Below are 15,397 nucleotides of genomic sequence, written 5' to 3'. Positions count from 1 at the left end.
GGAAAGGAGAAGAATTTGATATGGGAACTATGTTGCAGCAATTGATGAAAGCGCCCGGTGAAATTGTATATCAGGAAGTAGATGTGCCAAAGCCCGGGGCAGATCAGGTGCTCGTAAAAATGAAGAGAATGGGCATCTGTGGAAGCGATATACATGTAAATCATGGAACTCATCCATTTACCTCATATCCTGTTACGCAGGGGCATGAGGTATCAGGAGAAGTTGTAGAAGTTGGAAGCTATGTGAAGAAAATTAAGGTTGGAGATCATGTAACAATCGAGCCACAGATTTTCTGTGGAAGATGCTACCCCTGTCTGCATGGAAAATACAACCTGTGCGAGAATTTAAAGGTTATGGGATTTCAGAGTACAGGTTGTGCAAGTGAATTTTTTGCTGTTGACGAGAGTAAGGTGACGGTACTTCCAAATAACATGTCCTTTGACCAGGGAGCTATGCTGGAGCCCTTGGCGGTTACGGTTCACGCTGCGAAGAGATATACTGATGTAAAAGGTGCTAAAGCTGTTGTATTGGGATGTGGACCAATAGGTATCTTGCTTGTTCAGTCTCTTAAGGCACTTGGAGCAAGTGAAGTTATGGCAACGGATATATCAGATTACAGGCTAAAGATGGCTAGGGAACTTGGCGCTGATTATGTAGTTAATACGAAAGAAAAGGATTTTAAAGAAGAATTTGAGAGGGCATTTGGTCCTAATAAAGCAGATGTTATCTACGAATGCGCAGGGACAGATATTACCATGGATCAGGCAATCCAAAATGCAAGGAAGGGAAGTACAATTATTCTTGTGGCAGTTTTCGGAAAAAGAGCTTCTGTAGATCTTGCAGTTTTAAATGACCATGAGCTTGACCTTAATACATCTATGATGTACAGGCATGAGGACTTTGTGGATGCAATAAAATTTGTAAGTGAAGGAAAAGTCAAACTAGAGCCCTTAATGACAAAGTTCTTTGGTTTTAAGGAGTTTAAGGAAGCGTATGATTATATTGATAACAACCGTGAAACTACAATGAAGGTTTTGATGAAGCTGGATTCAGAAGGATAATTAAAGGGTCGTGCGGAGGAAATAAGTAAGATGGAACTGACAATTAAAGGTCTGCAGGATAGGGAGGCCTTCGAAGCAGCAGGGATAATCACACCTGCTTATGACATAGAAAAGTGCTCAGAAAATGCTGTTAGAAATCCAAGATGGGCTCATTTTGGAATCGGTAATATATTTAGGATTTTTCTGGGAGGAATTGCAGATAAGCTAATTGAAGAGGGAGACATGGAAGAGGGTATTACTTGTCTTGAAACATTTGACTTCGATGTTGTGGACAAGATTTATAAGCCCTTTGACAATCTGGTTTTAGCTGTAACATTACATACTGATGGAAGAAGGACAAAAAGAGTTTTGGGATCTCTATCAGAAGCGGTTAAGCTTGATGGAAATGAGAAAGGAAAAACAAGGCTTAAGGAGATTTTTGTAAGTAAAAGTCTCCAGATGGTGTCCTTTACCATTACTGAAAAAGGATATGAGCTACGCAATGCAGAAAATATAGTATTCCCATTTGTTTTGGCGGATTACGAGGCGGGACCTGATGGGAAATTAAATAGTGCAATGTCAATTGTGGCTTCCGGATTGTGGAATAGGTATAAAGAAGGGAAAACACCCCTTGCGTTGGTGTCTATGGATAATGTTTCACAAAACGGAAAAAAACTTAGAGAATCTGTACTGGAAGTGATAAATGAGTGGAATAAGAGAGGCTTTGTTCAGGATGATTTTGTAGCATGGGTTAGCGATGAATCAAATATCTCTTTTCCGTGGAGTATGATAGATAAGATAACTCCACGGCCTAGTGATGAAGTTGCTGCTGATTTGGAAAAAGAAGGCATAGCCAATATGAAACCGGTTGTCACAGGAAAAAGAACATACATTGCCCCTTTTGTAAATGCGGAAGGTCCACAGTACCTTGTGATTGAAGATTCTTTTCCTAATGGTCGACCAAGTCTTGAAAAGGCTGGAGTGTATATGACTGATAGAGAAACAGTTAACGCTTCTGAGAGGATGAAGGTAACGGTATGCCTGAACCCGATACATTCTGCATTGGGACCGTATGGGGTGCTTCTTGGAATAGAGAGGTTTTCAGATGTTATGAAGGACCCTGATCTTTTGGAGCTGGCTAATATAGTCGGGCCAAAAGAAGGTATGCCTGTAGTGATCGATCCCAAGATCATATCTCCTGAGGCTTTTATGAAAGAACTGATGGAGGACAGATTTGTGAATCCTTATCTTCCTGATACCAATCAAAGGCTATGTACAGACATTTCACAGATGCTCGCAGTACGCTTTGGTGTTACAACAAAAGCATATATGGAAAAAGAGGGCACGGCAGCAGGTCTTAAGGGAGTACCCCTTGCGGTAGCAGGCTGGCTTAGATATCTTTTGGAGATAGATGATAATGGGCAAAGATATGAGCTTGCTCCTGATCCTGCTAATGAAGAGCTGATAAAGCAGCTAGAGAGTGTTAAATACGGGGATCCTACTTCTGTTTCAGATCAGCTGTTTCCAATATTGTCTAATGAAAATTACTTTGGAGTGGATTTGTATAAGGCAGGGCTTGGAGATAAAGTTGAAGAAATTTTCACAGAAATGATAGATGGCCCCGGATCAGTGCGAAGAACACTACAAAAGTATATCTATAACTGACGAATAAGAATGACAGGTATAAAAAATAGCCCCTAAAAACCGTAAATCTCAGGCTTTTGGGGGCTTAAGCTTTCTTTAGGATTAAAGGAGTTTTTCTTCCTTCACAATCTTTACAATACGGCTGGTTCCAAGTCTGTTAGCACCAAGTTCCATAAATTTCTCAGCATCTGCAATGCTTCCGATACCGCCTGCAGCTTTCATTTTTACATCAGGACCGATGTGCTTTGCGAAAAGCTCAATGTCGGCAAATGTAGCGCCTGCAGTTGAAAAACCGGTTGAGGTTTTGATGTAATCAGCTTTAGCTTCTGTAACAAGCTCGCACATTTTGATCTTTTCCTCATCTGTAAGAAGGCAGGTTTCGATGATAACCTTTAGGATGTGATCTCCGCAAGCGGCTTTTATTTCTTTAATCTCATTAAGAACATAATCATAGTTCTTTGCCTTGAGTTCGCCGATATTGATTACCATATCGATTTCGTTAGCGCCTTTTTCGAGAGCGTCCTTTGTCTCGAAAACCTTTGACTCAGTTGTCATGTTTCCATTAGGAAAACCTATTACTGTACAAATATTGAGCTTTCCGTTTGTGTAATCGTGAACTCTTTTGATGTAGCAGGGAGGAATGCAGATGGAAGCTGTCTCGTATTTCATGCCGTCATCAGCAATTTCCTTAATCTGGTCCCATGTAGCTTCCTGCTTTAAAAGTGTGTGATCACAATGATTCAGAATTGTTTTGATATCCATATTTTTTATCTCCTTTTTGGTAAATATATCCCGGCTAGATAAAACTTGTAGCCGGGATAATAGTGTCTTATAAAATTATCTTTGTCCTTTGTCGTAAGGAATACCTTCTGCTTTAGGTGCTCTTGAATTCTTGGATGTAAATGCAAGAACAAGAAGTGAAATGACATAAGGCATGATGTTGTATACGGTTCCTGAAATAGGAAGGGCCTGAAGGAAGCCGATGCCCATGTATACGTTTGACAAGGATCTGAATACAGCAAACAGTACCGCGGACCAGGCGATACGTTCAGGCTTCCACTGACCGAAAATCATAACGGCGAGTGAAAGGAAACCTGCTCCTGCAACACCATAGTCAAAATGCCAGGTTGAGTTTGCGGCAGCGATATAAATTATACCACCGATACCAGCAAGAAAACCGGAAATAATTACACCTGAGTATCTCATGGCATAAACACTGATTCCGACAGATTCTGCAGCCTGAGGATGCTCACCGCAGGCACGGAGTCTTAAAGCAAACTTGGTTTTGTAGAATACTATTATAGCAACTACAAGAAGAACTGCAGCAACTACGATGAACCATGAGAGCTGTACAGGTCCGATATTGAACATAAATGCATCATGGCCTCTTACGTAGTCAAGCTTGGCAGAAAAGTCTGTACCGTTAGATCTGGCGGTGTTAAAAGCTTTGACGATAACGGTGGCAGATGCGGTAGCAAGCATGTTAAGCGCTGTTCCGATAAGTGTCTGATCAGCATTGAAATTAATGCATGCAACAGCGATAAGCAGTGAAGAAACGATTCCTGCAAGAGCAGCTGCAATAATTGTAAGTGAAACGATGGTGAATTTGGATGCATCCTGAGGAAGCAAAACCATTACCATTGCTCCTGCCATAGCACCGAATACCATTATTCCTTCGAGACCAAGGTTAATGATTCCGCTTCGCTCTGAGAACATTCCGCCGAGAGCGACAAGGATTAAAACAGCGGAGAAAATAAGTGTGTACTGAATAAGTAGTGCCATATTCTTACACCTCCTTTTTATCAGCCGCTTTGTCTTCGGCAGGTTTATTTGTATCAGCGTTTGCATTTGGCTTTGGTGCATTACCAAGCTTGCTGACGGGCTTAGTCATAACTGTCTTAAAGAACAGAACAAATCCGCACAGATAGATGATGATCGCAATCATCAGATCAGCAACCTGAGGGTTGTAATAATTGGTGTTTAGGTACTGACCACCCTGAGTGATATAAGTTACAAAGAGTCCGGCAAAAATCGTTCCTATGGGATGGAGGCCTCCAAGGAATGCAACAGCGATTCCGGAAAATCCCATTCCGGGAACAGATGAAGCAATTTTATAATGCTCGATTCCTGTAAGATAGTAGAGACCTGCAGCCATTCCTGAGATAGCACCTGAAATAACAAGGCTAAGGATGATATTTCTCTTGGCGTTCATACCTGCATATTTAGCAGCATCCTTGCTATGGCCTGTTGCCTTGAGCTCGTAGCCAAAGGTTGTTTTTCCGAGAATAAACAGAATGATTATAGCAATGACGATAGTTAGCGGAACAGCAATGGTGATATATTTGTTTTTTCCGAAAAACTCACTCATGAAAGAAGGCAGAAGACTTGCATCCTTTACAGCGTAAGTTTCAGACTTTGTGGTGTTCATTACTGTCTTGTCGCCTAAAATAATGTTACAAATATACAGTGCAATCCAGTTAAGCATGATACCTGCGATAACTTCATTAACATTGCAATATGCTTTGAAGAATCCGCAAATAAATCCCCAAAGAGCACCTGCAGCTATTGCAGCGAGAACACATAAGAACCAGTTCCAATGAAGAGCAAGAGCTGTATAGAGGCTTGCAATAATGCCAACTGTGTACTGACCGGCGCAGCCGATGTTAAACAGACCTGTTTTAAATGCAAACAGAATAGCCTCAGCGCAGAGGATTACGGGTACTGATTTTACAAGTACTGAACCCATTGCACTCATCAGTTTCTTTTGGTTACCTGCAAATTTAAAGAAATTACGAAGGATAGCAAACATTCCCTCTGCAGCATGAGCAGGATTCATGAGTAGAAGAATTACATATCCAAGGATTATACCCAGAATCGCACACAAAACGGATGCCAACAGTGTTTGAAATGCGGGTTTTCTGAAAAAGCTTGTTTTTTCGTCCACGATTATGCCTCCTTTCCTGTGTCGCGCTTAGCACCGGACATGTAAAGTCCGAGTTCTTGAAGTGTAGTTGTTTTAGGATCAACCTCACCTACAATCTCACCTTCATACATAACAAGGATTCTGTCGGAGAGATTCATGACTTCATCAAGCTCGAGAGATACAAGCAGGATTGCGTTTCCGGCATCTCGCTCCTTTACTATCTCTTCGTGAATTGTTTCTATGGCGCCTACATCCAATCCTCTGGTGGGCTGAACAGCTATGAGAAGCTTATGATCACGATCCATTTCACGAGCGATGATAGCCTTCTGCTGGTTACCGCCTGACATAGCTCTGACTATAGTAGTGGCACCCTGACCAGAACGGACGTCAAATGCCTGAGCAAGTCTGTCTGAATACTTTCTCATTTCGCCCTTTTTCAGAAGACCGTTTTTGGAGAATTCAGGCTCGAAATAACGCTGAAGTATCATGTTCTCTTCGAGTGTATAATCGAGTACCAGGCCATGTTTGTGTCTGTCTTCCGGAATATGGCTCATGCCATGAGTGTTTTTATATCTGATGGATTTATTTGTAATGTCTTCTCCGCAAAGGGTAATCTTACCACTTGCAATATCATCAAGCCCTGTAAGTGCGCCAACAAATTCTGTCTGGCCATTTCCGTCAATTCCGGCGATACATACAATTTCACCTGCTCTTACATTGAAAGAGACATTGTGAACAGAGTCATTTTCGTGGAGCTTACTCTTAACGCATACATTCTCAACCTTGAGAACTTCTTCAGCCGGCTTTGCTTCATCTTTATCTACCGCAAACTTGACATTTCTTCCTACCATCATTGAAGAGAGCTCTTCCTTTGTGGTATTTTTAACATCTACGGTTCCGATATATTTACCCTTTCTTAAGATGGAGCAGCGGTCTGCTACTTCCATGATCTCATTAAGTTTATGGGTAATGAAAAGGATAGATTTACCCTCAGCTGCAAGACTCTTCATAATCTTCATGAGCTCGTCTATCTCCTGTGGAGTAAGAACAGCAGTGGGCTCATCAAAGATAAGAATCTCATTATCTCTATAGAGCATCTTTAGAATCTCAACTCTTTGTTGCATTCCTACTGTGATGTCTTCAATGAGAGCATCAGGGTCAACCTTAAGATTGTATTTGTTAGAGAGGGCAAGAACCTTCTTTTTAGCCTCAGCTTTGGTCAAAAAGCCAAATTTGCTTGGTTCCGAACCAAGTATTATATTGTCCAGTACTGAGAAAATATCTACCAGCATGAAGTGCTGGTGAACCATTCCGATACCAAGAGCTGTGGCATCGTTTGGATTGGCAATTTTAACTTCTTTGCCATCTTTTTTGATCACACCTTTTTCAGGTGTATAGTGCCCAAAAAGTACGCTCATAAGAGTAGACTTTCCGGCGCCGTTTTCCCCCAAAAGTGCATGAATTTCGCCGCGCTTAAGCTGCAGTGTAATATCGTCATTAGCTATAATGCCCGGGAATTCTTTTGTGATATGCAACATTTCAATTACATAATCTTCCATAAGTAGCACACCTTTCTATAGTTTATTGCACAAAAAACAGGAATTCCGTACAAAGAACCCCGTTTATTTAAATTCTAGTTTATCATTTTTTGGCACGTAAAAAAAGCGCCTTCCTATAAAAAGGAAAGCGCCTTTGATAGTCGTTTCTTATTAGTGGATGTTATCGAATTCGTTAACAGTGATATCTGTTGAAGGCATAGCCTCGATATCGCTTGAAACAGTTACATCACCAGCATACATAGAACTAACAAGTGCCTTGTAATCATCAACTGAGAAGTTCTTCATTGACCATGTATCTGTAGGAAGCTGTACATAGTTGAGTGCCGGATCATCACCTGAAACAAGACCAAGGTTCTCAATCTTGCCTGCGTATGAATCCCACTTGCCAGCGAAGAGATCTGTAAGAACAGAGTTAACTGTTGCGCCAAGACCCTTCATAGCTGATGTTACACAGATGCCATCGCCATAAAGACCATCGATTGTGCCGGACTGGTCAACGTCAACACCTACAACCTTACCGCCTGCCTTCTTAGCAGCCTCACCAGCTGATGTGAATATACCGCCACCGCAAGCGAATACGATTTCTGTACCACCCTGATACCATGTATCCATAACAGCTGTAACAGACTCGTCACCGAAGAACTGTCCGCCATATACATAGTTAACCTCAACGTCAGAAGCGTTGCCAAGATCCTTTGCAGCATCGTTAGCACCCTGAACGAAACCGTAACCATAACGGATAACAGCGGGAACTGCCATACCACCAAGGAAGCCAAGCTTCTTGTAGCCTTCCTTAACTACAGCGTAACCAGCCATGTAACCTGCAAGCTCTTCCTGATATGTGAATGAGCAAACGTTTGAAGGAAGCTCATCCATGCCTGCGCCTTCGAAATCACCCTGGCTGCAGTCAAGAGCGATGATTGTTACATCAGGGTTCTCTTCAGCAACTGTAGCAATCATCTCAGCGAAAAGATAACCGGGAACGATAATTACGTTGTAGCCATCAGATACAGCGTTGTCAAAAGCAGCTGTACGAGCCTCGTTTGAATCCTCTGTGGGCTTGTAGTACTGATAGTCAACACCCTGAGCCTCAGCGAAAGCCTTAGATGCCTCATATGTTGTCTGGTTGAATGACATATCTGTGATGTCACCTGAGTCTGTGATCATAGCAATCTTGTAGTCGCCTGAAGCCTCTGTAGCTGTCTCGTCAGCAGCTTCTTCAGTAGCCTCTTCTGTTTCCTCAGTAGCTTCTTCTGTAGCAGCTTCCTCTGTAGAAGCCTCTTCAGTAGCCTCTTCAACTGTTTCTTCTGTAGATGTCTCCTCTGTAGCAGTCTCAGCTGTGTTAGTTGTATCGGCTGAAGAACCGCCACAAGCAACAAGGCTGAAAGTAAGTGATGCTGTAAGCATCATAGCCAGTAACTTCTTCATAATGTTTTTCTCCCTTTCTTTAAATAAAATAAACATTAGAATCGTGTATAGTATTAACTATACACTAAGAGAGATTATAATCATTTATGCACTTTTTCACAAGATATAAAGCATTTTTTGTTGCATTTGACATGTTTTCTGCGATTGTTTCTTTTTTTTTAACTAGAGTAATGTTCGATATTACGTTATAATAGACGTATATTTGTATTTTCCATTGAGGAGGAAATCATGAAGAAAAAACAATTATCATTCGATAAGGAACTTTTTAAGAGAAGTGTTTTGTATAATGTAAAAACACTCTATCGAAAAACTATTGAAGAAGCTACTCCACAGGAAATCTTTCAGGCATCAGCATATGCTATAAAGGATGCTATTGTCGATCATTGGATGACTACGCAGAAGGCTGCAAATGAACAGGATCCGAAGATTGTCTATTACATGTCAATGGAATTTCTGATGGGCCGCGCACTTGGCAATAACTTAATAAATTTGCAGGCATATAAGCCCGTCAAGGAAGCCCTGGATGAGCTGGGGGTTGACATCAATATAATAGAGGATCAGGAACCTGACCCCGCTCTCGGGAACGGAGGTCTTGGCAGACTTGCAGCATGCTTCCTGGATTCTCTGGCATCACTTGGATATATGGCATACGGCTGTGGCATCCGCTATAAATATGGAATGTTCAAGCAAAAGATCAAGGATGGATATCAGGTAGAGGTACCGGATAACTGGCTGGAATTTGGCAATCCTTTTGAACTCAGACGTCCTGAACTCGCAAAGGAAGTAAAGTTTGGCGGCTATGTAAATGTTTTTGTTGATGACAGGGGAAGAAATGTATTTCGCCAGGAGGGATACCATACTGTAAGGGCTGTTCCATACGATCTTCCGGTTGTAGGTTATGGGAACGGAGTGGTAGATACCCTTAGAATATGGGATGCTGAGCCTGTTAACTGCTTTGAGCTGGATTCATTTGATAAGGGTGATTACCAGAAAGCTGTGGAACAGGAGAATCTTGCAAGCCAGCTTTGCGAAGTGCTTTATCCCAATGACAATCATATTGCGGGTAAAGAGCTGAGACTTAAGCAGCAGTATTTCTTTATCTCAGCATCTGTTCAGACAGCTCTTAAGAGATATCTGCGTCGCCATGATGATGTTACCAAATTTTATGAAAAAGCGGTTTTCCAGCTTAATGATACACACCCGACAGTTGCTGTTGCAGAGCTTATGCGTCTTTTGATGGATGAGTATTATCTGCCATGGGATACGGCATGGGATGTCACAATGAAGACCTGCTGTTACACAAACCACACAATTATGGCAGAAGCATTGGAAAAATGGCCTATTGACCTCTTCCAGAGATTGCTTCCCAGAATTTATCAGATAGTTGATGAGATAAACAGAAGATTTGTAGACCAGATAATGCGTCAGTATTCAAATCTTCCAAGTATCGATGTTCAGGATAAGATTCGCAGCATGGCCATTTTGTATGACAATCAGGTAAAAATGGCACATCTTGCAATCGTTGGAGGACATTCTGTTAACGGCGTTGCAAGACTCCATACTGAAATTCTTAAAAAGAGAGAGCTTAAGGATTTCTATGAAATGTATCCTGAAAAGTTCAATAACAAGACAAACGGAATTACACAGAGACGTTTCCTGATGCATGCTAATCCGCTTCTTGCTGATTGGGTTACTGAGAAGGTAGGTGAAAATTGGATTACAGATCTTTCACTTATAAGCGGGCTAAAAGAGATTGCCGGTGACAGGAAGGCGCAGAAGGAATTCATGGAGATCAAGTATGAAAACAAAAAGCGTCTTGCTGCCTATATAAAGGAGCACAACGGAATAGATGTGGATCCCAAGTCTATTTTTGATGTACAGGTAAAGAGATTACATGAATATAAGCGCCAGCTTCTTAATATCCTTCATGTTATGTATATATATGATATGTTAAAGAGTCATCCTGATATGGAATATACTCCCAAGACATATATATTTGGAGCGAAGGCTGCTGCAGGTTATCAGACAGCTAAGCTGACTATAAAGCTTATAAATTCCGTTGCTGAAGTCATCAACAATGATGATTCCATAAAGGGTAAGCTTAAGGTTGTTTTCATAGAGGATTACAGAGTTTCCAATGCTGAACTTATCTTTGCAGCAGCAGATATCTCAGAGCAGATATCAACAGCAAGTAAGGAAGCTTCCGGTACAGGTAATATGAAGATGATGCTTAATGGAGCAATCACCCTTGGAACGCTTGATGGTGCCAATGTTGAAATGCTGGACGAAGTAGGAAAAGAGAACATGTTCATCTTTGGCCTTACCTCTGAAGAAGTAATCAATTATGAAAAGCATGGTGGTTACAATCCGGGTGAAATATATGACAAGGATCCCAATGTTAAGAGAACCCTCGATCATCTTATAGATGGCACATATTCAAATGACAGAGAACTTTTCAGGCCTCTGTTCAACTCATTGCTTAATACAGTTAACTCAAATAAAGCGGATCAATACTTTATACTTAAAGATTTCGAATCCTATATAGAGGCTCAAAGTGCTATATCCGAAGCGTATAGGGATACCAAAAAATGGGCAAAAATGGCAATTCTGAATACGGCTTCCTGCGGAAAGTTTTCATCAGACAGAACTATTCAGGAATATGTTGATGAAATCTGGCATATAGATAAACTTGATCTGTCAAATGTGTAAAATATTATAGAGGATAAAAAGGCTGTGTAACGGGGAACCGGGACATGGCCTTTTCTATGGGGAATGACAGGGGATATTTTTGCAAAATTAATCTCAAAGATTTAATAGATGTTTTTTTATGCATTAATTATAATAAGTACACAAATAATAATTATTACAGTATAATACCTTGGAGTAGGTAAATAATTAGCAGGAAAGGTAGGAGTTTAATGGTTAAGACGTACGATAGCGGTGCTTATCTTGTTGGTGGAAATGAACTGATTCCCGATGGAGCCGGCGCAGCAGAGGCAGTAAAGGCAAAAACAAATAAGCAGATTGATAAGACAGAAGCAAAGAAGAATACTATAGCATATAGTATTTTGAAGAATCATAATACTTCAGATAACATGGAGAAGCTTGAGATTAAATTTGACAAGCTTACCAGCCATGATATCACTTATGTGGGCATTATTCAGACCGCAAGGGCGTCAGGACTTGAGAAATTCCCGATTCCTTATGTGCTCACCAATTGCCATAATTCACTTTGTGCAGTTGGTGGAACAATAAATGAAGATGACCATATGTATGGTCTTACAGCAGCTCAGAAATATGGCGGTATTTATGTGCCTCCGCACCAGGCAGTTATTCATCAGTTTGCAAGAGAGATGCTTGCTACAGGTGGCGGAATGATACTTGGTTCAGATTCTCATACCAGATATGGTGCACTGGGTACCATGGCTATGGGTGAGGGCGGACCTGAGCTTGTTAAGCAGCTTCTTAGCCAGACATATGACATAAATATGCCGGAGGTTGTTGCCATTTACCTGACAGGAGAGCCTATGCATGGAGTTGGCCCTCAGGATGTAGCCCTTGCAATTATCGGAAAAGTATTTGGTGATGGCTATGTTAAGAATAAGGTAATGGAGTTTGTTGGACCCGGAGTAAAGAGCCTCAGCGCAGATTTCCGTATAGGCGTTGATGTTATGACAACGGAGACAACATGCCTGTCTTCTATTTGGCAGACTGATGATGAAATAAAGAACTTCTATGACATTCACGGCAGAAGTGCAGACTTCAAAGAATTAAAGCCCGGAGATGTTGCATACTATGATGGTGTTGTCGAGGTTGACTTATCCACAGTAAAGCCTATGATAGCGATGCCGTTCCATCCCAGCAATACTTATGAGATTGAGGAAGTAAATGCTAACCTGGAGGACATCATTGCTGATGTTGAGAAGCGTGCTAAGGTCAGCTTTGGTGATAAGATTCAGTATTCATTAAAAGAGAAGATTAAAAACGGCAAGTTTATGGTTGACCAGGGAGTCATTGCCGGATGTGCAGGCGGCGGATTTGAAAATATCTGCGCAGCTGCTGATATTTTAGAGGGTAGATTTACTGGAAATGACAGATTTACATTAAGCGTATATCCTGCATCTACACCGATCTTCATGGAGATTGTGAAAAACGGAGTTGCCGCAAAAATACTTGAGACAGGTGCAATCCTTAAGACTGCATTTTGCGGACCTTGCTTTGGTGCAGGTGATACACCGGCTAATAATGCCTTTAGTATTCGTCATTCAACAAGAAACTTCCCTAATCGTGAAGGCTCCAAGGTTCAGAATGGACAGATCGCTTCAGTTGCACTTATGGATGCCAGATCCATAGCTGCAACAGCTGCAAATCAGGGAGTTCTTACACCTGCAACAGCCTTTGACGGCAAGTTTAATAAGTATACATATCACTTTGATAAAGAGATATATGCAAACAGAGTATTTGATTCTCACGGCAAGGCAGATCCAAATGCAGAGCTTCAGTTTGGTCCTAATATTAAGGATTGGCCCAAGATGTCAGCGCTTACCGATAACTTACTCCTTAAGGTAGTATCTGAGATTCATGATCCTGTTACTACAACTGATGAGCTTATCCCTTCAGGAGAGACTTCATCTTACAGATCCAATCCTATAGGACTTGCAGAGTTTACACTCTCAAGAAAAGATCCTGAGTATGTCGGAAGAGCTAAGAGTGTACATGCTGAGGAAGAGAAGAGACTTCAGGATTCAGTCTTTGATAATATGAGCGAAGAGACCAGGGCAGCAGTAAAGGCAGTTTTGGCTGAATATCCCGGTGTTACTGCTAAAAACACAGGAATCGGATCAACGATATTTGCTGTTAAACCCGGCGATGGATCAGCAAGAGAGCAGGCTGCATCCTGCCAGAAGGTACTTGGCGGATGGGCCAACATTGCAAATGAGTATGCAACAAAGCGTTATCGCTCAAATCTGATAAACTGGGGTATGCTTCCTCTTGTAATAGAGAAGGGAGATCTTCCGTTTAAGAATCTTGATTACATTTTCCTTCCTGATATCAGAGCTGCTGTTGAAAATAAGGCTGCTGCAATCAAGGCATTTGCAGTATCAGGTAGTGAACTGAAAGAGTTTTCCATGACACTTGGAGAGCTTACTGATAATGAGCGAGAGATTATTCTCGATGGTTGTCTTATAAATTACAACCGCGCAGGAAAGAAATAAGCAGGGTATAAGAATAAATATCATGTTTAAAAGTTTTTATAAAAAAAGAATTCCGGTCTTTTGCATGACTGCAGCTCTGGCAATAACCATATGCGGCTGCAAGGGATCGGATAAAACAGAAAGTGTTACACCGGAGCAGGAGGCGCAAGGCAGCGCGCCTGCTCCAAATGTCGTATATGATGTACCTGTAATGGTGCCTGGGGCACTAGTTGATCAGAATGGCTATAGAACCGGAGCAGAAAAAGCTGTGATATTTAAGGGCACGGATTTACCGGATGTTTTCTATGTTTACAATGCCAGGACAGATGAGCTTGAATATACCGGTCAGATGAGAACCACCAATCATACTGAAGATGGGGCTGAGATAAAAGAAGGCTATTTCACAGATATGATCGAGGACGGAACTTACTACATTTACGCAGACACGATAGGAAGTTCCTATAGCTTTAGGATACAGAATGATCTGTATGACGACATTTTCAATGAGGCCTGCAGGACCTACTACAAAAACAGATGCGGAACCTCTGTGTCAGAGGCTTTGGCTGGGGATAATGCCCATGCCGCATGCCATACGGGAGAAGCACATTTACAGGAGGATCCTGCGAGATCAATTGACGCATCGGGCGGCTGGCATTTGAATGCACAGGCAGACAGGGATGTTGTCACAGGATGCAAAATAGCTCAGAACCTACTTCTTGCATATGAGATGAATTCCAAGGTTATAACCGATGATTCGGGAATTCCCGAAAGCGGAAACGGAATACCTGATCTTCTTGATGAGGTCAGATATGAAGTGGAATGGCTTATGAAAATGCAGGATGAACGTACAGGCGGAGTGTATGGGTCAGCACTTACCGTAAGAGATGAGAATGTGGACCTTATGCAGGCTGATGTGGAAGTTACGCCTATCACCATGGAGGCGACTATTAGATTTGCAACTCTTTTATCGGATTTTGGTTACCTTTATCAAAGTTTTGATTCGGATTTTGCAACCATATGTCTTAAATGTGCAGACAGAGCTTACAGTATTTATGCAAGTACTGAAAATGTAAAGGAAAAACCTGAAGGATTCTATGCAGCTGCGCAGCTTTACAGGGCAACCGGGGCATCTAACTATGAGCAGGTTTTGACATCGTTTTTTGAGTCCGGAAGTTTTGATAAGATGTTCAAAGAAAATGAGGATGTTTTCCTTGGCGGTATTACCTATATATCCACAAACCAAAAGGTAAATGTGGATGTGTGCTCCAAAATCATGAAGCTACTTATGAATAAGACTACCGGCATAGTGAATTCTGCGAGGAATTCGGCTTTTATGGTTACCAGCGAGGATCATGCAAAGCTCCTTGATGATATGAGAACCATAACAATAACTGATCACATAATTTATAATTATGAATATACGACAATCATAGAGAATCATGCTCACTACCTGATGGGAAGAAATCCTGAAGCGGTAAACTATGTGACGGATTCTACAGAGCATACGTATCTTGATACTGATGAAGGAACAGGAATAATGAATCAGCCGCTCCTTAATGCCAAGCTTATCTTTATGCTTAGCGTCATTAAGGAATGAAGCGTATGAGA

The 15,397-nt window shown here is 41.5% G+C and carries 10 protein-coding genes; 5 read left to right on the top strand and 5 right to left on the bottom strand.

Translation table 11 applies throughout. The features are described from left to right. Nucleotides 1-29: 29 nt before the first annotated feature. On the top strand, nucleotides 30-1,061 hold the full coding sequence (locus tag ACHCNF_RS09860; protein ID WP_408072217.1) for a zinc-dependent alcohol dehydrogenase: 1,032 nt from the start codon (nucleotides 30-32) through the stop codon (nucleotides 1,059-1,061). A gap of 30 nt (nucleotides 1,062-1,091) precedes the next feature. Then, nucleotides 1,092-2,705, top strand: a complete 1,614-nt coding sequence (locus ACHCNF_RS09855; protein ID WP_408069635.1) for a mannitol dehydrogenase family protein — start codon at nucleotides 1,092-1,094, stop codon at nucleotides 2,703-2,705. 81 nt (nucleotides 2,706-2,786) lie between these two features. Here the strand turns inward: ACHCNF_RS09855 and deoC are convergent, their stop codons facing one another. The 5 genes from deoC to ACHCNF_RS09830 all read right to left on the bottom strand — a co-directional run bounded on the left by deoC (nucleotide 2,787) and on the right by ACHCNF_RS09830 (nucleotide 8,594). Further along, entirely contained in the window at nucleotides 2,787-3,446 is a 660-nt protein-coding gene (deoC, locus tag ACHCNF_RS09850) for a deoxyribose-phosphate aldolase (RefSeq protein WP_408069634.1), read from the bottom strand. A gap of 75 nt (nucleotides 3,447-3,521) precedes the next feature. Next, nucleotides 3,522-4,466, bottom strand: a complete 945-nt coding sequence (locus ACHCNF_RS09845) for an ABC transporter permease (RefSeq protein WP_408069633.1) — start codon at nucleotides 4,464-4,466, stop codon at nucleotides 3,522-3,524. Nucleotides 4,467-4,470: 4 nt separating this feature from the next. After that, on the bottom strand, nucleotides 4,471-5,628 hold the full coding sequence (locus ACHCNF_RS09840) for an ABC transporter permease (protein WP_408069632.1): 1,158 nt from the start codon (nucleotides 5,626-5,628) through the stop codon (nucleotides 4,471-4,473). 2 nt (nucleotides 5,629-5,630) lie between these two features. Further along, nucleotides 5,631-7,166, bottom strand: a complete 1,536-nt coding sequence (locus tag ACHCNF_RS09835) for an ABC transporter ATP-binding protein (protein WP_408069631.1) — start codon at nucleotides 7,164-7,166, stop codon at nucleotides 5,631-5,633. A gap of 150 nt (nucleotides 7,167-7,316) precedes the next feature. Further along, nucleotides 7,317-8,594 carry a BMP family lipoprotein gene (locus tag ACHCNF_RS09830; protein ID WP_408069630.1) on the bottom strand — a complete coding sequence of 426 codons (1,278 nt, stop codon included), beginning with the start codon at nucleotides 8,592-8,594 and terminating at the stop codon, nucleotides 7,317-7,319. 228 nt (nucleotides 8,595-8,822) lie between these two features. Between ACHCNF_RS09830 and ACHCNF_RS09825 the strand changes: the two genes are divergently transcribed. The 3 genes from ACHCNF_RS09825 (at nucleotide 8,823) to ACHCNF_RS09815 (ending at nucleotide 15,386) form a co-directional block, all read left to right on the top strand. Next, nucleotides 8,823-11,303, top strand: coding sequence for a glycogen/starch/alpha-glucan phosphorylase (locus ACHCNF_RS09825; RefSeq protein WP_408069629.1), 2,481 nt, complete (start codon nucleotides 8,823-8,825; stop codon nucleotides 11,301-11,303). Nucleotides 11,304-11,512: 209 nt separating this feature from the next. Further along, nucleotides 11,513-13,810: a hydratase gene (locus ACHCNF_RS09820; protein WP_408069628.1), complete on the top strand. Its 2,298-nt coding sequence runs from the start codon at nucleotides 11,513-11,515 to the stop codon at nucleotides 13,808-13,810. 22 nt (nucleotides 13,811-13,832) lie between these two features. After that, nucleotides 13,833-15,386 carry a glycoside hydrolase family 9 protein gene (locus ACHCNF_RS09815; RefSeq protein WP_408069627.1) on the top strand — a complete coding sequence of 518 codons (1,554 nt, stop codon included), beginning with the start codon at nucleotides 13,833-13,835 and terminating at the stop codon, nucleotides 15,384-15,386. Nucleotides 15,387-15,397: the final 11 nt, after the last annotated feature.

Origin of the sequence: Butyrivibrio sp. NATIVEDY162, from assembly GCF_045999815.1 — a bacterium.
Lineage (GTDB): Bacteria > Bacillota > Clostridia > Lachnospirales > Lachnospiraceae > Butyrivibrio.
This window is presented reverse-complemented; position numbering and strand designations above follow the sequence as displayed.

What these genes read in the sequence shown, in the direction of transcription:
- ACHCNF_RS09860 (WP_408072217.1), top strand. Translation starts at nt 30, where the DNA reads ATGTTGCAGCAATTGATGAAAGCGCCCGGTGAAATTGTATATCAGGAA.
- ACHCNF_RS09855 (WP_408069635.1), top strand. Translation starts at nt 1,092, where the DNA reads ATGGAACTGACAATTAAAGGTCTGCAGGATAGGGAGGCCTTCGAAGCA.
- deoC (WP_408069634.1), bottom strand. Translation starts at nt 3,446, where the DNA reads ATGGATATCAAAACAATTCTGAATCATTGTGATCACACACTTTTAAAG.
- ACHCNF_RS09845 (WP_408069633.1), bottom strand. Translation starts at nt 4,466, where the DNA reads ATGGCACTACTTATTCAGTACACACTTATTTTCTCCGCTGTTTTAATC.
- ACHCNF_RS09835 (WP_408069631.1), bottom strand. Translation starts at nt 7,166, where the DNA reads ATGGAAGATTATGTAATTGAAATGTTGCATATCACAAAAGAATTCCCG.
- ACHCNF_RS09830 (WP_408069630.1), bottom strand. Translation starts at nt 8,594, where the DNA reads ATGAAGAAGTTACTGGCTATGATGCTTACAGCATCACTTACTTTCAGC.
- ACHCNF_RS09825 (WP_408069629.1), top strand. Translation starts at nt 8,823, where the DNA reads ATGAAGAAAAAACAATTATCATTCGATAAGGAACTTTTTAAGAGAAGT.
- ACHCNF_RS09820 (WP_408069628.1), top strand. Translation starts at nt 11,513, where the DNA reads ATGGTTAAGACGTACGATAGCGGTGCTTATCTTGTTGGTGGAAATGAA.
- ACHCNF_RS09815 (WP_408069627.1), top strand. Translation starts at nt 13,833, where the DNA reads ATGTTTAAAAGTTTTTATAAAAAAAGAATTCCGGTCTTTTGCATGACT.